Origin of the sequence: Aromatoleum sp. (genome assembly GCF_035254505.1) — a bacterium.
In the GTDB taxonomy this organism is placed as follows: Bacteria; Pseudomonadota; Gammaproteobacteria; order Burkholderiales; family Rhodocyclaceae; genus Aromatoleum.
Window position 1 is genome coordinate 239769 of the sequence record NZ_DATFAO010000044.1, and the last position, 22473, is coordinate 262241.

The following is a 22473-nucleotide window of genomic DNA, read 5'->3' on the forward strand; positions in this document are numbered from 1 at the left end:
ATGCTCGCGACCGCACTCACCATCATCGCGATCGTCACCCAGGACCAGGCCGCGCTGCGCGCCGCCCCGCGCGAATCGGCCGCGCAGCAGGCGGTGCTGTGGGCGGGCGACAGCCTCGAGATCCGCGGCGAAAAGGGCGATTACCTGCAGGTGTATGACCATCGCCGCGAGCGCGCGGGCTACATTCCGGCGAGCCAGGTGCGGGTGCAGTCGCTCGCGCCGGACGCGGCGCCGGAACTGCTGACGGTCGTGCGCTTCCTGAAGGACTCGGCGGGGTCCGAGGCGCTCGGGATTAGCTATGCCGCGGCCTACCTGAAGGCGGCGCCCGCTCAGGCGATCGACAGCGAAGTGTTCGATGCGCTGGGCACGATGTCCGAGCGGCTCGCGCGCCGGGCGAGCGCGGGGCGGCCCGGCAAGGCGGGCGAGATCGTTGCGGCGCAGCTCGAAGTCGCCGCGAACTACGGCGTGAATATGGTGAGCTTCGAGCGCGACGGACAGATGCAGCTCTGCCCGGACGGCGAGGCGCATCGGCGCGTGCTCGCGATGCCTGCGCCCGAGTCGCGCAAGGCCGCGGCGGCGCTCGCGCTGACGCGCCACGACTGTGTAGCACCCACGCTGACGCCGGTCGAACGCTACGCGCTCGACGCGTGGCGTGCCGACATGCTCGATCGCGTAAAGCTCGAAAATTTGCCGGAAATGACGAAGAACCGCATCCATTTGAGGAAGGCTGGCGTGTGGGCGAGCCTCGCATGGCAGCGCGCACGGCGCGCCGAGCTGGGTGGGGCTGCGGGTGGCGCTGCGGCTGCGGGTGCGGGGGCCGGTGCAGTCCAGGAAGCCGGCCGCCGGGCGATCGACGAGCTCGCCGCGATCAACAAGTCCGAACTGATGGAAACGTATGCCACGGCCTACAGTGACGCTGCGATCCGCGTGGGCGCGTCGCGCTGGGCAGCGGAACCGGGCGTGCCGGCCGGAACGACGAAAGCGAGCTTGGACGTCGTCCTCAGCACCGGCCAGCCGGGCGAGACCTGCGTGCATCTCGTCGATGCGACGCACGACGCGCAGCACGCGCTCGCGAGCCGTTGCACCTACGGCATCGTCTGGCCGGCGTCCGCCACCGCCAACCGCCAGGGCACGGCGCTCGCGCTCGCGGTGCAGCCGCTCGATACCTGGCGCGAGATGTGGGTGTTCCGTCAGGACACTGACGGCTGGCACGTCGAAGTCCTGCCGCCCGCGCTCGACGCGCCGCGCCTCGGCTACGTCGAATTCGCCGGTTGGGTGCCGGGCAACGCCGAGATGCTCGCCGCGCGCGAGGCGAAACTCGACGGCCGCTACGCGCAGCGCTTCGAGGTGCTGTCGCTCGCGACGCTGGAGACGAAGAAGCAGGCCGACCGCGTGAACAACCTCAGCACGTTCTATCGCTGGCAGGACCCCGTGTGGAAGGCGCAGACGGTGAGCGTGCGCTGAAAGCCGCCGCTAGGAACGGCTCGCGCTCGGCGGCCAGGGGGCGAGCAGCGCCGGGGTTGCCATGTCCGCGGGCGTCCCGAAGTCCTTCCGCGCTGCGCCGCGCATCGTCGACGGCGGCAAGGGCATGCCGCGGCGATCGCTGTAATCGCGGCCCAGCGGCCGGCCGCGGCGCTCGATGCGTCCGAGGGCCGTCGCGCATCCGGCATCGAGCGCGGCGACCCCCGCGACGGTTGCGATCGCGGCAATGGCGGTGCGCGAATCGAGCCGCGGACCATGATTGAGGCTCAGCGCGGCGGCGTCCATCGCATCACCGGCGACACGCACCCACATCCACCGGGCCGGCCGGCGCGCGGTGAGGATGCCGATGCCGGTGACGATCTCTCGCACCCCGCATGCGCGCACCATGCCTTCTCGTCCGCGCATCCCGGCGATGCCGGCGATGGCGCGGGGCATCAGCAGTTCCGCGACGCCGAGGCCGATGCTCAGCCAGCCGAGCCGGCGGGCCGCCGAGCGGGCAAGGCGCGGACGGCTGACGGAAGTTCTGGGAGTGTCCATCGCATTCATCCTCCAGTAGCGGGGTCAGGGTCAGGGCGTGAGGATGACCTTCACGCAGCCATCCTTCTTGTCGCGGAAGGTCTTGTACATCTCGGGACCGTCCGCGAGCGAAACCGTGTGCGTGACGACGAACGAGGGGTCGATCTGGCCTTCGATGATCCGATTCAGCAAATCCTCGGTCCAGCGATTGACGTGGGTCTGGCCGGTGCGCAGCGTGAGACCCTTGTTCATCATCGCCCCGAAGGGCATCTTGTCGATGAAGCCGCCATACACGCCCGGCACGGAGAGTATCCCCGCCGGGCGGCACGCGTAGATCATCTCGCGCAACACGTGCGGCCGATCCGTCTCCAGCATCACCGCCTGCTTGGCACGGTCGTACAGCGCGTCGAGCGACTGCGTCGCATGGGCCTCCATGCCGACCGCGTCGATGCACTTTTCCGGCCCCTTGCCGGCGGTGAAATCCTTGAGCCGGTCGAGGACGCTTTCGTATTCGAAGTCGATCGTGATCGCTCCGGCCGCGCGGGCCATCGACAGGCGTTCGGGGACGCGGTCGATCGCGATCACCTGTCGCGCGCCGAGGAGGACCGCGCTACGGATCGCGAACTGGCCGACCGGACCCGCGCCCCAGATCGCGACGGTGTCGGTCGGCTGGATGTCGCACTGCACCGCGGCCTGCCAGCCGGTGGGCAGGATGTCGCCGAGGAAGAGCACCTGGTCGTCCGCCAGCCCGTTGTCCACCTTCACCGGCCCGACGTCGGCGAAGGGCACGCGCACGTATTCGGCCTGGCCGCCGGCGTAGCCGCCGGTGAGGTGCGTGTAGCCGAAGAGCCCCGCCGTCGCATGCCCCAACATCTTTTCGGCGAGCGCCTGGTTGCGGTTGCTGCGCTCGCACACCGAAAAATTGCCGCGCCGGCACTGCTCGCATTCGCCGCAGCAGATCGTGAAGGGTACGACCACGCGGTCGCCGACCTTGAGCTTGTGGTCCGCGGAGCCGACTTCGACGACCTCGCCCATGAACTCGTGGCCGAGGATATCGCCGGATTCCATCCCCATCATGAACCCATCGTACAGATGCAGGTCGGAACCACAGATCGCGCAACTCGTGACCTTCACGATCACGTCGCGGGGATCCTCGATGCGGGGGTCGGGAACGCTGTCGTAGCGAACGTCCTTCTTGCCATGCCAGCACAGTGCTTTCATCGACTGCTCCTTGGACTTGCCGCAGGGCCGGCGCCTCGTCGCGGCGGCCTGAACCCCGCTTCGGGTCAGCCGTGCAAACGCCGTTCCTGACGGCCTGGCGCCACTGTCCCCACCGCGATCGGCCTGAAGCGTTGTAAAAGGCACATCGAGGATGTCAAATCATCCCCGTCGAACATTTGCAGGACCGGAGCAGGAGCGGACAAGATGAAGATTGCGGTGATGGGCGCCGGAGCCGTCGGTTGCTACTACGGCGGGATGCTGGCGCGGGCAGGACACGAAGTCGTCCTCATCGGACGGCCGCAGCACGTCGAGGCGATGCAGCGCGACGGGCTCTATCTGGATGCACAAACCTTCCGCGAGCACGTGCCCGTGCAGGCGAGCACCGATGCGAGCGCGGTGCGCGGCGCCAAACTGGTGCTGTGCTGCGTGAAATCGACCGATACGGCGATCGCGGCGAACGAAATGGGCCCGCACCTCGACCCGGAGGCGATCGTGCTGAGCCTGCAGAACGGCGTCGACAACGCCGAGCGCCTGCAGGCCCAGCTCGGGCGGGAAGTCGGTGCGGCGGTCGTGTATGTCGCGACCGAGATGGCGGGTCCGGGACACGTGAAGCACCACGGCCGGGGCGAACTGGTGATCGGCCCGTCGAAGGAAAGCACGCAACTGGTCACGCTGTTTGGTGAAGCCGACGTGCGCGTCGAGGTCTCGGACAATGTGACCGGTGCGCTGTGGCGCAAGCTCGTGCTCAACTGCGCCTACAACGCGCTGTCGGCGATCACGCAGTTGCCGTATGGGCGGATCGTCGCCGGCGATGGCATCGAAAAGGTGATGCGCGACGCGGTGCAGGAATGCCTCGACGTGGCGTGGGCCGAGGGCGTCACGGTGCCCGGCGACTGCTGGGAATCCGTGCAGCGCATCGCGCAGACGATGCCGTCGCAGTTCTCCTCGACCGCGCAGGATCTCGCGCGCGGCAAGCGCAGCGAAATCGATCACCTCAACGGCTACGTGCTGCACCGGGGCGAGGAGCTGGGCGTCGCGACGCCGGTCAATCGCGTGCTCTACAGCATCGTGAAGCTGCTCGAAGCGCGCCGCGCCGAGGCGACGACCTGAATTTGTGCGCACTTGCCGCCACGTGACCTTGCGAATCCGCGCCGGGTGTTCGACCCGGTTGCGATTCGCGCCTTGCCTGACGGTGATTGCGCACGAATTTGGAATCGTCCGCATGCTTCCGGCAGGACGCTGACGGCCTACGAGCGCTTGTCGGACCTTCGCTCCGAGCGCCCTTCCGGCCCCTTCTTGCCGCCCTGCCCGGCCCGGCCGTCGCCGCCGCGCCGATCACCCCCGCCGCGCCGATCGCCGTATGCGCCCGGCGCCGCGCTGCGCGTCTTGCCGCGCGGGCCGGAGCTCCGTTTCGCGTCGCGCCGCCGGCCGTGCTGGCGCGCGAGCATCTGGTCGACCGTCTCGGACATGCTGCGCGCGAGCGACACGGCCGTCTCGCCATCCGGGTAGTAGTCCGGCAGCCGGTAGCCGAGCCAGGCGTAGGCCGAATACTTCTTGCACGCATCCTCGGCCGCCTGCAGCGCGTAGCGCCCTTCGCCGATCGGCTCGATCGACAGGTGCGAGCTCTTGTCCTTCGACAGCGTCCGGGCCCAGGCCTGCCAGGCCTGATTCAGCGACTCGACGCGCGTCGACACCGGCACCAGCGACAGCGTGAAGCGGTGCTCCAGCGACAGCGGCAGCGTGTCGAGCCAGCGCGCGCGCTCGATCTGCTCGGTGAGGTCGCCGGGCAGGAAGAAGTCGTCGGTGAGGTCGATGTTGCGCGAGAAGAGTTCCAGCAGCTTCGCGAGCCCGCGCTCGCCGGTCGCGGCCGAGATGCTCTTCACGTGATGCAGCGAGGGCGTGACGTAGAAGCCGCGGTTCGATAGCGAGTCGGCGGGCGTCTTCATCAGGCGGCCGATGATGCGGTGGGTGTGGTCGTCGAAGCCCGCGACGAGGCCCGCGTCGTGGATGCCGAAGCGCCCCGCCCTGCCCGCGATCTGGTGCGTGAGCCAGGGCGCGAGGATGTCCTCCGAGATACCGTCGAACTTCTTCGCGGTCGAGAACACGACGCGCGCGACCGGCAGGTTGAGGCCCATCCCGATCGCGTCGGTCGCGACGACGATGTCGGCCTCGCCGTCGCGAAAGCGCTGCGCCTGCGCGCGGCGCACCTCGGGCGAGAGGTTGCCGTAGATCGTCGCGACGCGGAAACCCGCCTCCGCGATGTTGGTCGCCCAGTTCAGCACGTCGCGGCGCGAGAACGCGATGACGGCGTCGCCACGTTTCAGCTGGCCGATGCTGCCCACGGCGCGCGGCGCCATCTCCAGCGGCGACTTGCGTTCCAGCGTACGCACTTCGAGCTCGCAGCCGAGCCGCTCCGCGAGCGCCTCGACCGCCGGACGCGCCGACAGCGCTCCGAGCAGGAACACCGTCTTCGCCGCCGCCCCGCAGACCGCCGCGGTCCATGCCGAACCGCGTTCGAGATCCTCGAGCATCTGGATCTCGTCGATCACGGCGACTTCGACGGGACGCGCCGTGTTGAGCATCTCGATCGTGCTCGCGACGTGGGTCGCGCCGGGGGTCAGGCGACGCTCCTCGCCGGTGATCAGGCTCACCGCGACGCCGCGATCCAGCAGACGCTCGTAGTTCTCCAGCGCCAGGAGGCGCAGCGGTGCGAGATAGACCCCGCTCTCGGCCTTCGCCAGGGCCTCCATCGCGGCGTGGGTCTTGCCCGAGTTGGTCGGCCCGAGGATCGCGATGAAGCGGCGGCGCATCATGAACGCCGTCTCGAAGGATTCCGGGTAGCGCGTCAGCTTGACCGTGCCGCGCAGCGTCTCGGCCTGCGCTTCGACACGGCGATGCCCCACGGCTTCGGCGAGGCGGTCCTCGACGATCTGGAAACGGCGGCGCGCGAGTTCCTTGCCGGTCTCCAGCGCGCGCAGGAAGCGCGCCGCGTCCAGCCCCTCGGACTCGGCCCGGCGCACGACGCTCGCGACGAAGCCGCGCACGTCGGCCTCGAACTCCGCGATCGACCCCGCGTGCAGACGCTCGCGCACCAGCGCGAGATGGCGGTCGGGCGTGAGCTTGCGCCACTTCTGGATGCGCGCGAGCACGCAGCGCTCCGGCACCAGCCGGAAAAGCTGTCGCCGCCCGCCGGCCTCGACCTCGCCGGCGACCTCGATCGCAACCGCACCTTCGTTATGCACGAGCCGCGCGTTGAAGCCCTGCAGATACGCATGCAGCTCGCGCGCGACGTCGAGCAGCGCGTCATCCGCTTCGGCGTCCGGTCCGGCCGGGATGACGGCTTCGGGGTCGATGAGGAAATTCTCGTCCAATTCGGGTGTTCCAGGCATCAAAGGGGGGAGGGTCTCATGCCCGAGGCCTCCGGGGATATGGTTTGTTACCCGATAGCAATCGGAATGCCCCACTGGCCATCTTACTCAATCCCTCGTCACAGGCTACCCTTGCTGCGTTGCACGCAGTTCCTCATGCCTTCATGAAGGAGGAGCGATGATGGCCTTCACCGCGCGCGACGCCAAGGCGCATCAGTTGACGAAGATGAAGCGGCTCGCGGGCGCACTGCTCGCGGCTGCCGCGGCGCTGTTCGTGCTTGCCCGGCTGCAGCACGGGGCGGGGATCTGGGGCTGGGTCGCGGCCTTCGCGGAAGCGGCGATGATCGGCGCGCTCGCCGACTGGTTCGCGGTCGTGGCGCTCTTCCGGCGGCCGCTCGGGCTGCCGATTCCGCACACCGCGATCATCCCGTCGAACAAGGCACGCGTCGCGGACAATCTCGCCGCCTTCGTGCGCGACAAATTCCTCGCGACCGAGACGCTGGTCCACAAGCTGCGCGCCTTCGACCCCGCCGACCGCCTCGGCGCCTGGCTACGGCAACCGGACAACGCGGCGCTCGTCGCCGACAAGCTCGCGGCCGCGCTCGCCGGCTGGCTCGACTTCATCGACGACGCACGAGTGCGCAGCCTCATCGCCGCGGGCGTGCGAGAGCGTCTCAAGGACATCGACGTGTCGCGCGTCGCCGGACAAGTGCTCGACACGTTGACCGTCGATAACCGCCACCAGGAACTCCTCGACCTGGGCCTGCGGCGGCTCGCGCGCTGGCTGGACGATGAGGAGGTGCAGGCGAGCTTCGCGACGATGATCATCGAGATCGCCGGCAAGGAGTATCCGAAGACGCTGCGCGCGGTAGGACTCGTGACCGACACCGAGGAGTTCGCGCTCAAGATCGCGGCGAGCATCGTCAAGGGCGTCAATGGCTGGATGCACGACATCGGCGACGACCCGGAGCACCCGCGGCGGCGCGCCTTCGACGACATGGTCGCGGAGTTCATCGAGCGTCTGAAGACCGACGAGGATTTCGCCGCCCGCATCAACGCAGCCAAGCTGGAGATCCTCACCCACCCGGTGCTCGCGCATTACCTCAACGGCCTGTGGGACGAGTTGAAAGCCTGGCTGAACGAGGATCTGGAGCGCCCCGAATCGCGCCTGCGCCAACGCCTCGCCGGCGCCGCGAGCGCCTTCGGCGCAACCCTCGCCGACAACCCCGCGCTGCGCACCTCGCTCGACGACCACCTCGAATCCGCCGTCGTCGCGCTGGCGGATGACTTCCGCGACGCGCTGTCCCTCCATATCGCCTCGACGGTCAAGAGCTGGAACGACGACGACCTCGTGCGCGAAGTGGAACTCGCCGTCGGCCGCGACCTGCAGTTCATTCGCCTCAACGGCACCGTCGTCGGCGGCGGCATCGGGCTCGCGCTGCACGCGCTGACGGTGCTGGTGTCGCGCGCCTCCTAGCTCAGGCGGTCTGGGCCTGCAGCAGCGCGTCGAAACCCTCGATCGGCAGCGGCTCGGAAAAGAGGTAGCCCTGCGCATAGTCGCACGCGAAGCGCACCAGCATGTCGCGCTGCGCTTCGGTTTCCACCCCTTCGGCGATGGTCTTCAAGCCGAGCTTGTGCGCCATCACGATGATCGCCTCGGTGAGCGCCTTGTCGGCCGCGTCCTCGGCCAGATTGCCGATGAAGGAACGATCGATCTTCAGGAAATCGACGTCGAACTGCTTCAGGTAGGACAGCGAGGAAAAGCCGGTGCCGAAATCATCGATCGACACTTCGACGCCGCGATTGCGAAAGTCGAGCAGGCGGCGCTTCACGGTCGGCGAATCCTTGATCAGGATGCTCTCGGTGATTTCGACCGTGATGCTGTGGCTGGGCAAGGACAGGGTGCGCAGGCGCTCCATCCACCGATTGCCGGCCGATTGCTCGGCGAACTGCAGCGGCGACTTGTTCACGCTGACCGGAATCAGCCGGCCGAACGCTTCCTGCCAGTGGGCGACGGCGTCGATCGCGCGCTGGAACACCCACTCGCCGATTTCGAGGATCAAGCCGGATTCCTCCGCCAGCGGGATGAAGTCCATCGGACTGACGATGCCGCGCACCGGATGCCGCCAGCGCAGCAAGGCCTCGGCTTTGACGATGCGGGCCGTGGTGGCGTCGACGATGGGCTGGAAATAGACGATCAGCTCGTCGCGCGTCAGCGCGTGCCTCAGGTCGCTGGTCAGCACGCGCTTTTCCTCGGCCTGGCGCTGCATGCTCTCGGTGAAGTAGGCGAACCGGCCCCGGCCCTGATCCTTGGCGAGATACATCGCGCGGTCCGCGAGCTTCATCAGCTCCTCGAGGCTCTCCGCATCGTCGGGATAGACCGTGATGCCGACGCTCGCCGAGATCTCGCCGTGATCGCTTCCGAACTCGAACGGAGTGCTGAGCTCCGCGATGATCTGCTGCGCGATGCGCTCGACCGCGACCACCCCCTGGAACTCCGGGATGATCACCGTGAACTCGTCGCCCCCCAGGCGAGCGAGGGTGTCGGTGTCGCGCACGCACAGGCGGATGCGCCGCGCCGCCTCGGCCAGCAGCAGGTCGCCCTTGTCGTGCCCGAAGGTGTCGTTGATTTCCTTGAAGTGGTCGAGATCGATGAAGAGCAGCGCGAGCGGTTTGCCGGTGCGGTGCGCCTTCTTGACCTCCTGCTCGAGCCGGTCGCGGAAGAGCCGCCGGTTGGGCAGGTCGGTCAGCGGATCGAAATTCGCCTGATGCCAGATCAGCTCATCCTGCTGCTTCTTCTCCGTGATGTCGGAGAACTGCGCGACGTGCCGGAAGACGCTGCCGTCAGGGTTGCGGATGACGCTGATCGTGACCCACTTCGCGATCAACTGGCCGTCGCTGCGACGGTCCCAGACTTCGCCCTGCCAGCGCCCGTGTTCCGTGATCGCCTGCCAGAACTGCCGATAGAACTCCTTGTCGTGCAGGCCCGACTGCATGATCTTGGGGTCCTTGCCCTCGATCTCGGAGAGCTCGTAACCCATCAGCCGCGTGAAGGCGTCGTTCACGTCGACGATGCGGTTGTGCTCGTCGGTGACCATGATCGCTTCGCTGCTCGAGCGGTAGATCTGGGCCGCGAGCTTCATCGACTCCTCGATCTGGCGACGCGCGCTCTCGGCGAGCTTGCGCTCGGTAATGTCCGAGGTGATCCCGACCAGGTAGGCCGGCTCGCCGGCGGCGTCGTAGATCGGTTTCTTGACCGTGTGGCCGATGCGGTTTTCCTGCAGCGTCGAGTTCCAGAATTCCTCCTCGAACTCGATCTGCGCGCCGTTGCGAAAGACTTCCTTGTCCTTCTCGATGAAGGCCTGCGTCTGCTCCGGCGGGAAGAACTGCGCGCCGTCGGTGCCGCAGATCGCTTCGCGCGGCACACCCCACTGCGCCTCGCAGGCGCGGTTGATCAGCACGATGCGGCTGTCGCGATCCTTGATGAACACGGCAACCGGAATCGCGTCGAAGATTTCCTCGAAGTCATGGTTGAGGAAGCCTGTGCCGCGAGGAATCCGGCATTGATCCATCGCACCACCCTTGTTCCGGATCGAGTGAAGCGTAGGATAGACTTCTGCCGTTCATTCGCCAAGCGCGCGGCTCAAGGCTTTCGGGCGCGGCCGACTCGGCCCGGAGGACAGCCATCGGAACGCGGGGCTGCACCGCGGTCGGCACAGCCCCGCACATCCGGCGCGGCACCTTGTGGCGCTCTGCGCATCTCCCCCTCCTCATTGCCCGGGCCTGCTTTCTCCCTGCGACGACTGCGCGCCGCTAGTTGGAGAGCAGCGTTCTGAAGCGCCGATCGACCGCGGGCGAGGTCGCGACGATATCCATCTTGTCCTTGCCCATCGTCTGCATCATGCCCAGCATGTGCAGGCCGCACAGGTCGATCTCCTCGACCGCCGACAGATCGACCTGCACCGGCTTGCGCCGGCGCATCGCGCCGAGGATCCGATCCTCCATTTCGTTGGAGAACTCCAACGTCATGTCTCCTTCGAATACCAGGCGGGAAACCTCACCGCCTTCAAGCAATGTAACTCGCATCGAATGTCCCTCCACTCTCTTACCGTTCTTATCGAGTGCTTCCCGGGATCGCCGGCCCACACCCGCTTGTTTTGGAAGACGCGATGGTACGAGCCCTGATCGGTCGGCGATATTACGGAATGTAAGTATTTTGACTACCGGAATATCTATTTCACGTAGTTAATGCGATGCGCATGACAGGACGTCGAGTCCGCACCCGCTGGCGCAAGGTATATCGATTGCTGATTCGACGTGCCGGGCGACTGCACCCGGAGCCTTCTACGTCGAGGAATCTGCAATGGAACTTTCTACTCGGGACAGGCGTGTGAGTGTGGGCCTGTGGGTTGCCGGCGCGCTGTCGGCGGCCGCGTGGTGGTCACGACGCAATGCGAAACGGGCGGAGAAGCAATTTCCCCCCGCTGGAAATTTTGTCGAAGTCGATGGGGTGCGGCTGCACTATATCGAGCGCGGCTCGGGCGCGCCCGTCTTGCTGCTGCATGGCAACGGCACGCGCGCGGAGGATTTCGCGGGCTGCGGGCTGCTCGACCGCCTCGCCGCCCACTATCGCGTGATTGCCTTCGACCGGCCGGGATTCGGCTTCAGCACGCGGCCGCGCAGCCGGGTGTGGACGCCCGCGGCCCAAGCGCGACTCCTCGACCGGGCCTGCGAGATGCTCGGCGCGGAGCGGCCGATCGTGGTCGGCCACTCCTTCGGCACTCTGGTCGCGTTGGCGCTCGCGCTCGACCGGGAGTCGCTGGTGCGCGGGCTGGTGCTCGTGTCCGGCTACTATTTTCCAACGCTGCGCCTCGACAGCCTGCTCGGCGCCGGACCGGCCATTCCGCTGATCGGTGATGTGATGCGCTACACCGTGTCGCCGCTGATCGGGAAGCTGATCATGCGGCCCGTGCTGCGCAACGAATTCTCGCCGCGCCAAGTCGATCCGCGCTTCGTCGCGTCGGTGCCGCAGTCCTTGATGCTGCGGCCCTGGCAGCTCAGGGCGGCGGCGGAGGACGGCGCGTTGATGGTGCCGGCGACGGCCGAGCTGTCCCGGCACTACCGGGAGATTTCGGTTCCGGTCGAGATCTTCGCGGGCATCGACGACAAGCACGCCAAGCAGCAAAAGCAGTCGCTGCGTCTTCACGACGAAATCGCGCGCAGCACGCTGCACATGATTCCGGGCGAGGGGCACATGCTTCACTACGACATGAGCGCGGAGATCGCGCAGGCCGTCGACCGCATCGCCGTCAGCACGGGCCTCGCACCGACGGCCGCGATGCCCGTCCGCGCGCCCGCGTAAGGCGTCCAGCCAGCTTGCGGGCATGAACGCACGGCGGTCGAAATGGATCGGCGCCTGGTTCGACCTGGCGCGCAGTACCGCGCGCGCGTCGGCGCATATCCAGCGCGCGGCCGGCAAGGCCACGGCGAAACGCGCCGCGCCCGTCCTGAAGAAGACGGCGGCGCAGATGCTGACCGGCGTCGCCTCGCCCACGCGGGCGCCGTCGACGCGGGCGGGCGGCCGCTGGGAGGAAGGGCGCTGGGGCCTCGGGCCGCTCGCGATGCGCCGCTATCGGCTCTACCTTCCGCCCGGCCTGCGGCGCTCCTTGCCGCTCGTCGTGCTGCTGCACGGCTGCGGCCAGGATTCGGCGAGCTTCGCGGCCACGACCCGCGCCGCGGCGAACGCGCGCGCCGGCTCCTACGCGGTGCTGCTGCCCGAACAGGCGCAGGAGGCGAATCCCCATCGATGCTGGAACTGGTTCGGCCACGAACAGCTAGTCGCGACCGAGGCCGCGATCCTGAAGACGATCGTCGATCACGTCTGCAGCACGCACCGGCTGCGCGTCGACCAGGTGTTCGGCCTCGGTCTTTCCGCCGGCGGTGCGATGGCGCTGACGCTCGCGCTGCGCTATCCGTCGCTCTTCGCAGCGGTCGGCACGCATTCGGGCGCCGTGCCCCACAGCGCGTCGAGTCCCTTGCAGGCAGGGCAGGCGATGCGCGGACGGCGCCAGCCGCATCACGACACGCTGCGCCACCGGCTCGCGGGTCGCCGCCTGCCGCCGCTGCTCGTGATCCACGGCGACGCGGACCACGGTGTCGCGGATGCGAACGCGGACGCCTCGGTGCGCCTATGGCTCGACCTCCACTCGCCCGCGAAGATCACGCAGGCCCGCCCGCGGCAGGCCCAACGCGGCCAGCGCCGGGCCTACACCGTGACCGACTGGAAGCATGGGGGCCACACGCAGGTGCGGCTCATCCGCATCGCGGGCCTCGGCCATGCGTGGAGCGGCGGAACAGCCCGACAAGCGTTCTCGGATCCGCACGGCCCCGACGCGCTGAAGCTCGCATGGCGCTTCTTCGAAGCGACGGTGAGCTCGGCCTGAGCCGGGAACAAGGAATGCAGCGCCCGCTTCTCTCACCCAAGGAGAACGATCATGGCGAAGAGCAGCATTCTGGGCGGCGACCCGGTTCCGGTCACGCCTCGGGGACACAGCACCGGCGATCTGGGGCCGAGCGACAGTTCCGACAGCGGCAGCGATATCGCGGGCGCGCCCGGCCTTGCGGACGACGCGGGTCTCGACAATGACGCAGGCACGACGTCGGACGTCGACCGCGGCCGCGGAGCCGGCCCCGACGTCGGCGACGTCGACCTCGACAGCGACACCGATGCCGAGGGCACCGGCGAGCGGCGCAGCGCGGGCCGCGACGACACGAGCCGCGAGGCGAACGACATCCTACCCGACGCGATCGTGCGCGATCCGGGCGGACTGACGATCGAGCCCGAGTCCGAGGAGGAGCGGCCGGAGCGGTCGAAATCCGACAAATCGACGTGAAGCCGCGGAAAGATTTACAGCGGCGGAAGGCGCCGACAGACCTTCTTACGACGTCGCCCGTAGCGCCCGCATCACCGGCCCGTCGTCCTCACGCACGACCGGCATCGCAAAGTCGAAGCGATCGACGAGCGCGCACAGCTCCAGGTCGGCCAGCGGCAGTGCCGGGTCGGTGCCGGCGACGAAGCGCCGGCCGAAGTCGGAGTCTCGCACGCGTCGGCTGAGGACCTCGTGGCTGATCGGATGGCCGAGCAGGCCCGCGGCGAGGTAGTCGGCGCAGGCGATGTCCTCGTCGCCGTCGCGGTCGGTCCATTCACCGGTCGTGAGCAGCGCGATGCGTTGCGGCGCGACGGCCTGCAGCGCGGCGAGCGTCGCGCCCGCACAGACGAGGCTCGCGGCGAAGAGGCGGGGCACGTGGCCGAAGCGGATCAGGGCCTGGACGCCGGCGGCGGTCGTCAGGATCACCGGGCGGCCGGCCAATGCGAGCGCCTGCACATGCGAGGGCGAATTCCCGAGCTCGAAGCCGGGCATCGGCCGGCCGCCGGGCAGTGCGCCGACGGTGAGCGCGTGCGGCATCCGGTTCAGCAGCAGCTGGGCCTCGGCGGCGGTCTGCACGGGGCGGATTTCCGACGCACCGGCCGCGAACGCGTAAGCCGCGGTCGAGAACGAGCGCAACACATCGATCACGACGACGGTGTCGAAATCATGCGGCACCTGCACAAGGCGATGCAGGCTGATGCGATGGATCTCCATCGGGTGATCATACGGCAAAGGGGGTAGGCGTGTGTCGATCGGCGAAACCCCCGCCCGAACGTCCTCCCACGAGCACCCGGCGATTTTATTGACGGCCATCAAACCAATGCCGTTCGCGTCCGCGAGCGGCGACAGCCGTTCCTATACTTTTTGCACCAGATGGTGGCTGCAGGAGATCGGATCATGCAAGGGTACTTCGACGCTCAATCCCTGATCAAGGCATGCCGAAGCGGCCGGGCAATGGCCACGGCGACGGCCGTCCTGATGCTCGTGGCGGGGATGATCCCACCGGCCGACGCTGCCATCACCGAGCCGGTGCTGCAGTGGACAGCGGGAGGTCTTTCCGCGGGGATCGACAGCGCCGGACAGGCGGCGCGGATGGCCGTCGATGCCAGGGGCAATGTGGCCATCGTGTCGGGGCCGTCCCAAGGGCGCGATCTGGCCGTCACCTCGTACACCGAGAACGGCGTGTTCCGCTGGCGCAACACCGTCAGCCCGGCGTCGGGAACCTTCGTCGGCGACTGGGTGGTTGCGGCCCCGAACGGCGATTTCCTGGCGGTCGGTCACAACATCAATTCGAGCGGCAATCCGATCCAGACCACCCTGCTCCGCTTCGACATGAACGGAGCACTGCTGTGGCGCGTCGAGCCGGCGGTGGGATTCCTCCCGACCGTCGGCCGGCTCGTCGTCGATGCGGACGGCAACGCCTATCTGGCGCTGAGCGGCCGGGGAAGCGGCATGTTCGTCCAGAAGTACGACCCTTCCGGCACCCTGCTCTGGTCGCAGCGGGATCTGACGGGCAGCGGCTACGCCCTCGCCTCGTCGCTGGCCCTGAGCCCCGACGGCGGCGACGTGGTGGTGACCGGCGGGATCTCCGGCGGCGCGTCGTGGAACACGATCGCGTATGACGCCGCGACGGGCGTCCGCAAGTGGCAGGTGACCGCCGCCGAAGGCACGACCGCGAAGGATGTCGTGGTCGATGCCACACGGGTCTATGTGACCGGCCAAGGCGCGACCGGCGCGGGAACGCCCGCACTCAAGTACTTCCTCACGGTGGTTGCGTACGAGCGTGCGACCGGAAAGCGCCTGTGGCGGACCGACCGCAAGCCCGCGGACGGCAACGATGCCTTCGGCCTGCGGATGACGATGGCGCCCGACGGAAGCCTGGCGGTGACCGGGCAGACGAATCGCGGATTCCTCGATTGGTACACGGTCGCGCTCGAGACTACCGGTACGGTGCGCTGGGAAGCGGTCCGCGACGGCAAGCTCAACACCGACGAGATCCCGCGGGCGGTGCTGGTGATGCCGGACGGCACCACGGTGGTCACGGGCCGGGGCGGGCCCAACCTTGCCGGCGGCTACATCCCCGGCGTGACGGCGGGCTACAGTTCGAGCGGACAACTGCTGTGGGTGGCGTTCTCGACGTTGGAGACGATCTGGGCGGCAGCACTGCCGAATGGCGACGTGTGCGCCACCGGGGGCTACGATGCGTTGGTCACGTGCTGGTCGGTGCCGGCCAATGTCGTGACGCCTCCGCCCGATATCGTGCCCCTGCCGACCGCCCCGGCAAGCCTGGTGGCGAGTTCGACGACGCGGCGCAGGATCGACCTGGTCTGGCGCAATACCGCCAGCGACGCCAGCTCGATCATGGTGGAGCGCTGCGCGGGAAGCGCCTGCACTGCCTTCGCCCCCGTCGCCCAGCTTGCCGCAACCGCGACTTCGTGGTCGGACTCGCAGGTGAAGTCGAAATCGACGTATTCCTACCGCCTGCGCGCCACCAACACTGCGGGGAGTTCGGAATACTCCAACACGGCGAGTGCGACGGCGCGCTGAGCGCCCCGGCGACTCAGCCCCCGGACTGCTGCATGATCATCACCTGCGCCGGGACCGGCGCCGGGAAGCCGGCCGACGCGAGGCTCTCGCGGATGACGCGGTTGCCGTCGAAATAGACCTGCCAGTAGTGGTCGTTGTGGCAGAAGGGGCGCACGGCGAGCACCGGGCCGACGAGGTTGAATTCGAGGATGTCGACTTCGGGGGCCGGACTCGCGAGCACGTTCGGCACCGCCAGCAGTTTTTCGCGCAGCAGTTGCATCGCTGCGAGATGGTCGGCGCTGCCGGCGAGCTGGCATTTCAGATCGACCCGGCGGTAGGGGTTGGCGGTGAAGTTCTGCACCGTGTCGCCGAACACCTTGGTGTTGCCGATCAGGGTCAGCACGTTGTCCGGCGTGTTGAGCGTGGTCGCGAACAGCCCGATTTCCCTGACCGTGCCGACGACGCCCGCGGCCGAGATGAAGTCGCCGACCTTGAACGGACGCAGCACGACCAGGAAGATCCCGGCGGCGAGGTTGCCGAGCAGCCCGCCCCAGGCTGCGCCGATCGCGACGCCGATGCCGGCCACCAGGGCGGCGAAGGTGGTGGTCTGCACGCCGAAGTAGCCCAGGATGGCGACGACCAGGATGATGTTCAGCGTCACCGCCAGGAAGCTGCCGACGTAGCGCATCAACGTCGGGTCGACCTTCTGGCGTGCCATCGCCTGCAGCAGCAGGCGCTCGGCGAGGCCGATCAGCCAGCGGCCGACGATCCAGAAGACGATCGCGGCGAGGATCTTCAGGCCGATGTCGGTCGCGTAGGTCATCATGAGCTGGCGGTAGCTGTCTATCTGTTCCATGGCGATGCTCCGGAGCGGGTTGCGGATCGAGGAAATGACAGAGAAGAATGCGACGCGACATACGTCATGCAATCAGCGTAGACCGTGAATATTGCAAATGCACGGAAGGACTGCGCGCGAACGCGAAATCCGCCCCGTCCAGACCTCCGCCGAGGCCCAGCTGCCGTCGAACCGGATCAGGTCGCATGGCCGGGCCGGTATGAGGCGAGGAACTCGGTCATCCGCCCAACGGGCAGCGGGCGGCTGACGAGGAAGCCCTGCATCACGTTGCAGCGCATCGAGCGCAGGACGTGCGCCTGGACTTCCTCCTCGACGCCCTCGGCGATGACGGTCAGCTCGTCATGTCGGATACGAAGGAGCGGACGATCTTGATCGTATGGACGTCGAGCTGCCGCAGGTAGCCCCGCGAGGAATAGCCGGTGCCGAAGTCGTCGATCGACAGGTGCACGCCGAGCGCCTTCAGTTCGGCGAGCGTCTTGAAGGACTTCTCGCGGTCGGCCATCACGAAGCTCTCGGTGATTTCGAGTTCGAGCTGTTCGGGTGCAATGCCGCTCGCTGCGAGCGCGCTCCGGACCGATCCGACAAGGTTGCCGCGGCTCAGCTGCACGGTGGAGACGCACCAGCACTTCGAGGCCGGCGTCGAGCGCGACACGTTCCTTCGCGCGGCGGGTCATCTCCGGCGAGAAGAAGCGCTGGATGCCACGGCCCTGCATCTTCGCCTGGTGCAGCGCGGCGTCGGCGCTGCTCAGGAGCACTTCCGCGCTCGCGCCGTCGGCCGGAAATGGTCGCCTACGACGAAGGGCTCGGCGAAGGCGTCGATCATGCGTTGCGCCATCAGGTCGATCGGCATGTCCTCGCTGTGTTCGAGGATGATGTTGAACTCGTCGCCGCCGAGGCGGGCGATCGTGTCGCTGTCGCATAGCCGTCCATGGCGGGCATCAGGATGTCGAGCAACACGAGGTCGGGCGGAATCGGACCTTACTTCAGCCCGCCGGACGAGCGCGCCCCGCAGTTGGCGTCAGCATCACCGGCTGCGCCCGGCCCATGCAACTCGCGTAGCGGCCATTGACCCGTTCGGCGAACCAGGCGGTGGTGAGCTTGCGTGTGATCTTCGGGCTCTTGAGGCTGATGCGCGGCAGCGCCTCGCGCGGCACGGGCCGGCCAGCGCGCTGGTCTGCGAGCGCGAAGAGGCGCTGGTAGAGCGCGGTACGGGCGAAGGCATCGCTCTTTTCCTGCTCCAGCGCGGTCAGGATCTCGCCACGGGACAGGCGCAAGGGCATCGAGAGCTTGAACAGCGCCTTCTGCGTCGCGCTCAGGGTCCGCGACGGCTCGCCGTTCTCGTAGCGCAGCAGGTCGCCGTCCGGGGCGAGGGTCTGCCCGGTCAGGCGCGCGACCGCCAGCTGGAAGGCGGCATTGCGGCTGGCGTAATGGCCGGCGTTGAAGTCGGCGAAGCGGTAGAGCGGGCTCGGATAACTCACCGGGTAGTCGAGCAGGTGGGCGATGCCGAAGTGGAGTCCCCCGCGGCGCGAGAACACCGCTTCACGGATATTGCCGCGCCCCATGCCGGGATAGGGCCGGGTGCGCGCGTGCGCCTCGGCGAAGGCAACGCTGACCTGCATCGGCCCGCCGGTATGAACCGGGTTGTAGCCGCTCAAAAGCAGCTTGCCGCCGGGAACCTCGTCGACGATGTCGCCGTAGAGCACGCTCATCTGCCGCTCGGTGCGCAGGTTGTCGATGCGCTGGCGATAGCTCCGGCCGTCGGGCGAGGTCTTCGACAGCGCCGCATCCAGCGCGAGTTTGGGGATGCCGTAACGTTGCCGGCGCGTTTCGATCTCCTTCCACGCGATGCGGGACAGGCCGGGCACCACGGGGTCGGCCTGGAAGCCGGACTCCTGCTCGATCACGGCGATCGAGGCGCACAGGTTTTCGGCGCTCGGCGCGAGTTGCAGCGCACCGAAGGCCGCGGCGATGTCAGCCGCCCACTCGTCGCGGTCGCGCACGACGCTCGGCGGCAGCAGCGCCTGCAGCCGGGCGCGGGCCTCGAGCTCGCGCGGGCCGGGCGGGCGGGGAGCCGGCGCGACGGGAGCAGGCACCGGCGTTGCCGGTACAACAGGCGCGGGCGTCACGGGTGCGGGCACGCCGAGCGGCGGAAGGCGGCTGCCCCCGCGCGGCATCTCTTGCCCGGGGATCGGAAGCGGGGTCGCGGCGGGCGTCGACGGCGCAGGCGGTACGGGACCGCCGGACGTCCCCGGCATCGGCAGCGTCTCGACCGGCGCGGGCGCCTGCACGGCGACGGGCGCAGGGCCGGTGGCACAACCGGCGACGACGATCAGACTGGGGGCAAGGAGGACGGCGAGGGAACGGAGTTTCGGTGAGGCGTTCATGCTTTCGGAGGGAGGAGCGTCGCATCGGAACAACGCGGCGCGACCGCGTCGGGCTGACGCGAAGCGCAATGATAGCGCGTGCGGGAATCGGGGAAGCGGATGTGTTTTCCGTCGAACTGACCCCGCTATACTGAAAAAATTCGCGGGCCCTGCACATCGACGCCGATCCCCCTCACCCCACGGAGGAAGCCTTGCCGCTCGATTCCGCCGAAGCGCCCTCCGCGCTCGCGCCGCTCCGCCTGCCCGTGTTCCGCATGCTGTGGCTCGCCTGGCTCGCGGCCAACGTCACGATGTGGATGAACGACGTCGCCTCCGCGTGGCTGATGACCTCGCTGACGACGAGCGCCTTCATGGTCGCGATGGTGCAGGCCGCGTCCACCTTGCCGGTGTTCGTACTGGGGCTGCCGAGCGGGGCGCTCGCCGACATCGTCGATCGCCGCCGCTACTTCGCCGCCACGCAGCTGTGGGTCGCGCTGGTCGCGGTCGTGCTCGGCTCGCTGTCCTTCACCGGCGCGCTCAACGCGGAGCTCCTGCTCGCGCTGACCTTCGCCAACGGCATCGGGCTCGCGATGCGCTGGCCGGTGTTCGCGGCGATCATCCCCGACATCGTGCCGCGCCACGACCTGCCGGCGGCGCTCGCGCTCAACGGCGTCGCGATGAACATGTCACGCGTGATCGGCCCGGTCGTCGCCGGCGCGCTGCTCGCGAGCGTCGGCAGTCCCTACGTCTTCATGCTCAACGCGCTGCTCGCAGTGATCGCCTTCGTGCAGATCATGCGCTGGCGCACCGAACCGAAGATCGGCGCCCTGCCCGGCGAGCGCTTCCTCGCCGCGATGCGGGTCGGGCTGCAACACGTGCTGCAGTCGCCGCCGATGCGCCGGGTACTCGCGCGCATCTTCCTCTTCTTCCTGCAATCGACCTCGCTCACGGCGCTGCTGCCGCTAGTGGCGCGCAACGTACATGGCGGCGGGGCAGGAAGCTACACGCTGCTGCTCGCCGCAATGGGCAGCGGTGCGGTGGTGGCGGCGCTGAATCTCGCGCGCCTGCGGCAGAAGCTCGAGCGCGAAGCCTTCGTGCGCTGGGGCACGCTCACGCACGCGGCCTGCGCCGTCGTCGTCGTGCTGGTGCCGACGCTGTGGCTCGCGGTGCCGGCGATGGTCGTCGGCGGCATGGCGTGGATCTCGACCGCGAACTCGCTGACGGTGGCCGCGCAGATGGGCCTGCCGAACTGGGTGCGGGCGCGCGGCATGGCGATCTACCAGATGGCGCTGATGGGCGGCAGCGCGGCGGGCGCGGCGCTGTGGGGCTACGTCGCGAATCTGACGACGGTGACCGTCAGCATCCTGATCGCGTCGGTCGTCGGGCCGCTGGTGATGGTCGTCACTCGCCGCCACGTGAAGGTCCACGCCACCGACGAAGACCTGACGCCCACCACGGTGAGCTCGACGATTCCGCCGCCCGCGGTCGACATCCAGCCCGACGAGGGCCCGGTCATGGTGACGATCGAATACCTGATCGACCCGGCGCGTGCTGCGGGCTTCACCGCGATCATGCGGGAGACGCGCCGCGCGCGATTGCGCCAGGGCGCGATGTCCTGGGGCCTCTTCCGCGACACCTCGCTGCCGGGGCGCTATATCGAGTATTTCGTCGACGAGAACTGGATCGAGCACCAGCGCCGGCTCGAGCGCTTCACCGCGGCCGACGCTGGACTGCGCGAACGGCGGCTCGCCTTCCACATCGGCAGCGAGGCGCCGCGCATCCGTCGCTACGTTTCGGAGACGATGAGCGGAAGCTGAGCAGACCGTGGGCTATCATCGATTCCTTTCGAGCCCCCCGACTGCCCCCAGATGAAACCCGCCCAGCACCCGACCGCCCTGAAGACCCAGCAACGGCTCGCCGACGCTGGCATCACCGCGCAGGTCGTCGAATTCGAACAGCCGACGCGCACCAGCGCCGAAGCGGCCGCGGCGATCGGCTGCACCGTCGCGGAGATCGCGAAGTCGATCGTGTTCCGCGCGAAGGACAGCGGCCGCGCCGTCGTGGTCGTCGCGAGCGGCGACAACCGGGTGTGCGAGAAGAAGGTCTCCCGTCTCGTCGGCGAAGCGCTCGGCCGCGCGGATGCAGATTTCGTGCGCCAGGCGACCGGCTATGTGATCGGCGGCGTCGCGCCGCTCGGCCACGCCCAGCCGGTCGAATTGCTGCTCGACACCGACCTGCAGCACTTCGAGCGCGTCTGGGCCGCAGCGGGCACGCCGTTCTCCGTCTTCCCGCTCACGCCCGCGGAGCTCGCCCGCCTCACCGGCGTCGAGTGGTCCGATATCCGCCACGAAGGCTGAGACATTCCTTCAGCATTGCCATATTGCATGGCAAATCCGTGCAAAGGCGCACGGACAGCCAGCATTTCGTTGCAATTTCGCTGGAGTTCGTAACAGAAAGCCTTGGCATGGCTCGTTTCATCGTCCTATAAAGTGACTGGAACGACCGAAGGGCACCCGCGAACGGGCTGTCGCATTCATCCCGTTCACATGGTGCACGCGACCTCCACCGAGGTCGGGTCTTCCATCCCGACGTAGCGGAAGGAACGAACCATGACCGTGACACGACGCACATTCCACCAATCGATTCTCGTCGCCGCAGCGGCTTTGTCGCTCGGCACCCTGAGCAGCCAGGCGATCGGCGCCACCGCCGAAGACCTGAACCGGGAGGCAGCCGAAGCCCTGCAGGCGCTCTACAAGTCCAATCCGACCGCGGAAACCATCTCGAAGAAGGCAAAGGAGATCCTGGTCTTTCCGAAGATCATCAAAGCGGGCCTCGTCTTCGGCGGCAGCTACGGCGAAGGCGTGCTGATGAAGGGCTCGACGGTCGCGGGCTACTACAATTCCGTGTCCGCATCCTGGGGCTGGCAGGCCGGCGCCGAATCCTACGGTTACGTCGTCTTCCTGATGACCGACAAGGCCGTCAAATACCTCGACCAGTCGAAGGGTTGGGAAATCGGCGTGGGCCCCACCGTCGTGGCGGTCAATGAAGGCGTCGCGAAGAACCTGTCGTCGACGACCATGCGCGACGATGCGTATGCGTTCATTTTCGACCAGCAGGGGCTGATGGCGAGCCTCAGTATCGAAGGCACCAAGATCTCGCGCATCAAGCGCTGATCGCAACACTTAGCGGAGGCCGCGCGGGCCCGGACATCT

Annotated in this window: 20 protein-coding genes; 10 read left to right on the plus strand and 10 right to left on the minus strand. The window is 68.0% G+C overall.

Annotation, left to right across the window (positions count from 1 at the left end; all coding sequences use genetic code 11):
• The gene (locus tag VJ673_RS07920) at window positions 1-1464 is read left to right on the plus strand and encodes an SH3 domain-containing protein (RefSeq protein WP_324125521.1); all 1464 of its coding nucleotides are present in this window, start codon (window positions 1-3) and stop codon (window positions 1462-1464) included.
• Window positions 1465-1473: 9 nt separating this feature from the next.
• Here the strand turns inward: VJ673_RS07920 and VJ673_RS07925 are convergent, their stop codons facing one another.
• Window positions 1474-2019, minus strand: a complete 546-nt coding sequence (locus VJ673_RS07925; RefSeq protein WP_324125522.1) for a hypothetical protein — start codon at window positions 2017-2019, stop codon at window positions 1474-1476.
• A 30-nt stretch (window positions 2020-2049) separates the two neighbouring features.
• Complete coding sequence (locus tag VJ673_RS07930; protein WP_324125523.1) at window positions 2050-3219, minus strand: zinc-dependent alcohol dehydrogenase; 1170 nt, start codon at window positions 3217-3219, stop codon at window positions 2050-2052.
• A 204-nt stretch (window positions 3220-3423) separates the two neighbouring features.
• On the opposite strand from VJ673_RS07930, the gene VJ673_RS07935 reads away from it, so the two are divergent.
• A complete protein-coding gene (locus tag VJ673_RS07935) occupies window positions 3424-4329 on the plus strand; it encodes a ketopantoate reductase family protein (protein WP_324125524.1) in 906 nt (301 codons plus the stop codon).
• A 137-nt stretch (window positions 4330-4466) separates the two neighbouring features.
• Here the strand turns inward: VJ673_RS07935 and VJ673_RS07940 are convergent, their stop codons facing one another.
• Window positions 4467-6590 (minus strand): helicase-related protein, encoded by a 2124-nt coding sequence (locus VJ673_RS07940; protein ID WP_324125525.1) that lies wholly within the window; start codon window positions 6588-6590, stop codon window positions 4467-4469.
• Between the two features lie 175 nt (window positions 6591-6765).
• On the opposite strand from VJ673_RS07940, the gene VJ673_RS07945 reads away from it, so the two are divergent.
• On the plus strand, window positions 6766-8064 hold the full coding sequence (locus tag VJ673_RS07945) for a DUF445 domain-containing protein (protein WP_324125526.1): 1299 nt from the start codon (window positions 6766-6768) through the stop codon (window positions 8062-8064).
• Window position 8065: 1 nt separating this feature from the next.
• Here the strand turns inward: VJ673_RS07945 and VJ673_RS07950 are convergent, their stop codons facing one another.
• On the minus strand, window positions 8066-10159 hold the full coding sequence (locus VJ673_RS07950; protein ID WP_324125527.1) for a sensor domain-containing protein: 2094 nt from the start codon (window positions 10157-10159) through the stop codon (window positions 8066-8068).
• 241 nt (window positions 10160-10400) lie between these two features.
• The gene (locus VJ673_RS07955; RefSeq protein ID WP_324125528.1) at window positions 10401-10673 is read right to left on the minus strand and encodes an STAS domain-containing protein; all 273 of its coding nucleotides are present in this window, start codon (window positions 10671-10673) and stop codon (window positions 10401-10403) included.
• Window positions 10674-10950: 277 nt separating this feature from the next.
• Between VJ673_RS07955 and VJ673_RS07960 the strand changes: the two genes are divergently transcribed.
• Genes VJ673_RS07960 through VJ673_RS07970 form a run of 3 tightly spaced genes read left to right on the plus strand, consistent with a single transcriptional unit; the run spans window position 10951 to window position 13480 of the window.
• Entirely contained in the window at window positions 10951-11949 is a 999-nt protein-coding gene (locus VJ673_RS07960) for an alpha/beta fold hydrolase (RefSeq protein WP_324125529.1), read from the plus strand.
• A gap of 22 nt (window positions 11950-11971) precedes the next feature.
• Entirely contained in the window at window positions 11972-13030 is a 1059-nt protein-coding gene (locus VJ673_RS07965; protein ID WP_324125530.1) for an extracellular catalytic domain type 1 short-chain-length polyhydroxyalkanoate depolymerase, read from the plus strand.
• 51 nt (window positions 13031-13081) lie between these two features.
• Window positions 13082-13480: a hypothetical protein gene (locus VJ673_RS07970; RefSeq protein WP_324125531.1), complete on the plus strand. Its 399-nt coding sequence runs from the start codon at window positions 13082-13084 to the stop codon at window positions 13478-13480.
• Between the two features lie 45 nt (window positions 13481-13525).
• Here the strand turns inward: VJ673_RS07970 and VJ673_RS07975 are convergent, their stop codons facing one another.
• Window positions 13526-14230 (minus strand): 2-phosphosulfolactate phosphatase, encoded by a 705-nt coding sequence (locus tag VJ673_RS07975; RefSeq protein WP_324125533.1) that lies wholly within the window; start codon window positions 14228-14230, stop codon window positions 13526-13528.
• Between the two features lie 183 nt (window positions 14231-14413).
• Between VJ673_RS07975 and VJ673_RS07980 the strand changes: the two genes are divergently transcribed.
• Complete coding sequence (locus VJ673_RS07980; protein WP_324125534.1) at window positions 14414-16063, plus strand: outer membrane protein assembly factor BamB family protein; 1650 nt, start codon at window positions 14414-14416, stop codon at window positions 16061-16063.
• Between the two features lie 13 nt (window positions 16064-16076).
• Here the strand turns inward: VJ673_RS07980 and VJ673_RS07985 are convergent, their stop codons facing one another.
• From VJ673_RS07985 to VJ673_RS08000, 4 genes are all read right to left on the minus strand, one after another.
• Window positions 16077-16898 carry a mechanosensitive ion channel family protein gene (locus tag VJ673_RS07985; RefSeq protein WP_324125535.1) on the minus strand — a complete coding sequence of 274 codons (822 nt, stop codon included), beginning with the start codon at window positions 16896-16898 and terminating at the stop codon, window positions 16077-16079.
• Between the two features lie 331 nt (window positions 16899-17229).
• On the minus strand, window positions 17230-17550 hold the full coding sequence (locus tag VJ673_RS07990) for an EAL domain-containing protein (RefSeq protein ID WP_324125536.1): 321 nt from the start codon (window positions 17548-17550) through the stop codon (window positions 17230-17232).
• A gap of 93 nt (window positions 17551-17643) precedes the next feature.
• Window positions 17644-17910: a diguanylate cyclase domain-containing protein gene (locus tag VJ673_RS07995; RefSeq protein ID WP_324125585.1), complete on the minus strand. Its 267-nt coding sequence runs from the start codon at window positions 17908-17910 to the stop codon at window positions 17644-17646.
• Window positions 17882-19282, minus strand: a complete 1401-nt coding sequence (locus VJ673_RS08000) for a DUF1615 domain-containing protein (RefSeq protein WP_324125537.1) — start codon at window positions 19280-19282, stop codon at window positions 17882-17884. Before VJ673_RS08000 ends, VJ673_RS07995 begins: the two co-directional genes overlap by 29 nt.
• 191 nt (window positions 19283-19473) lie before the next feature.
• Between VJ673_RS08000 and VJ673_RS08005 the strand changes: the two genes are divergently transcribed.
• From VJ673_RS08005 to VJ673_RS08015, 3 genes are all read left to right on the plus strand, one after another.
• Entirely contained in the window at window positions 19474-21078 is a 1605-nt protein-coding gene (locus VJ673_RS08005) for an MFS transporter (protein ID WP_324125538.1), read from the plus strand.
• 51 nt (window positions 21079-21129) lie between these two features.
• Window positions 21130-21618 carry a YbaK/EbsC family protein gene (locus VJ673_RS08010; RefSeq protein WP_324125539.1) on the plus strand — a complete coding sequence of 163 codons (489 nt, stop codon included), beginning with the start codon at window positions 21130-21132 and terminating at the stop codon, window positions 21616-21618.
• A gap of 252 nt (window positions 21619-21870) precedes the next feature.
• The gene (locus VJ673_RS08015) at window positions 21871-22434 is read left to right on the plus strand and encodes a lipid-binding SYLF domain-containing protein (protein ID WP_324125540.1); all 564 of its coding nucleotides are present in this window, start codon (window positions 21871-21873) and stop codon (window positions 22432-22434) included.
• The last annotated feature ends 39 nt before the right edge of the window (window positions 22435-22473 follow it).

Excerpts from the sequence above, each read along its gene's own strand:
- VJ673_RS07920 (WP_324125521.1), top strand. The coding sequence starts at position 1 with ATGCTCGCGACCGCACTCACCATCATCGCGATCGTCACCCAGGACCAG.
- VJ673_RS07925 (WP_324125522.1), bottom strand. The coding sequence starts at position 2,019 with ATGGACACTCCCAGAACTTCCGTCAGCCGTCCGCGCCTTGCCCGCTCG.
- VJ673_RS07930 (WP_324125523.1), bottom strand. The coding sequence starts at position 3,219 with ATGAAAGCACTGTGCTGGCATGGCAAGAAGGACGTTCGCTACGACAGC.
- VJ673_RS07935 (WP_324125524.1), top strand. The coding sequence starts at position 3,424 with ATGAAGATTGCGGTGATGGGCGCCGGAGCCGTCGGTTGCTACTACGGC.
- VJ673_RS07945 (WP_324125526.1), top strand. The coding sequence starts at position 6,766 with ATGATGGCCTTCACCGCGCGCGACGCCAAGGCGCATCAGTTGACGAAG.
- VJ673_RS07950 (WP_324125527.1), bottom strand. The coding sequence starts at position 10,159 with ATGGATCAATGCCGGATTCCTCGCGGCACAGGCTTCCTCAACCATGAC.
- VJ673_RS07955 (WP_324125528.1), bottom strand. The coding sequence starts at position 10,673 with ATGCGAGTTACATTGCTTGAAGGCGGTGAGGTTTCCCGCCTGGTATTC.
- VJ673_RS07960 (WP_324125529.1), top strand. The coding sequence starts at position 10,951 with ATGGAACTTTCTACTCGGGACAGGCGTGTGAGTGTGGGCCTGTGGGTT.
- VJ673_RS07965 (WP_324125530.1), top strand. The coding sequence starts at position 11,972 with ATGAACGCACGGCGGTCGAAATGGATCGGCGCCTGGTTCGACCTGGCG.
- VJ673_RS07970 (WP_324125531.1), top strand. The coding sequence starts at position 13,082 with ATGGCGAAGAGCAGCATTCTGGGCGGCGACCCGGTTCCGGTCACGCCT.
- VJ673_RS07975 (WP_324125533.1), bottom strand. The coding sequence starts at position 14,230 with ATGGAGATCCATCGCATCAGCCTGCATCGCCTTGTGCAGGTGCCGCAT.
- VJ673_RS07980 (WP_324125534.1), top strand. The coding sequence starts at position 14,414 with ATGCAAGGGTACTTCGACGCTCAATCCCTGATCAAGGCATGCCGAAGC.
- VJ673_RS07985 (WP_324125535.1), bottom strand. The coding sequence starts at position 16,898 with ATGGAACAGATAGACAGCTACCGCCAGCTCATGATGACCTACGCGACC.
- VJ673_RS08000 (WP_324125537.1), bottom strand. The coding sequence starts at position 19,282 with ATGAACGCCTCACCGAAACTCCGTTCCCTCGCCGTCCTCCTTGCCCCC.
- VJ673_RS08010 (WP_324125539.1), top strand. The coding sequence starts at position 21,130 with ATGAAACCCGCCCAGCACCCGACCGCCCTGAAGACCCAGCAACGGCTC.
- VJ673_RS08015 (WP_324125540.1), top strand. The coding sequence starts at position 21,871 with ATGACCGTGACACGACGCACATTCCACCAATCGATTCTCGTCGCCGCA.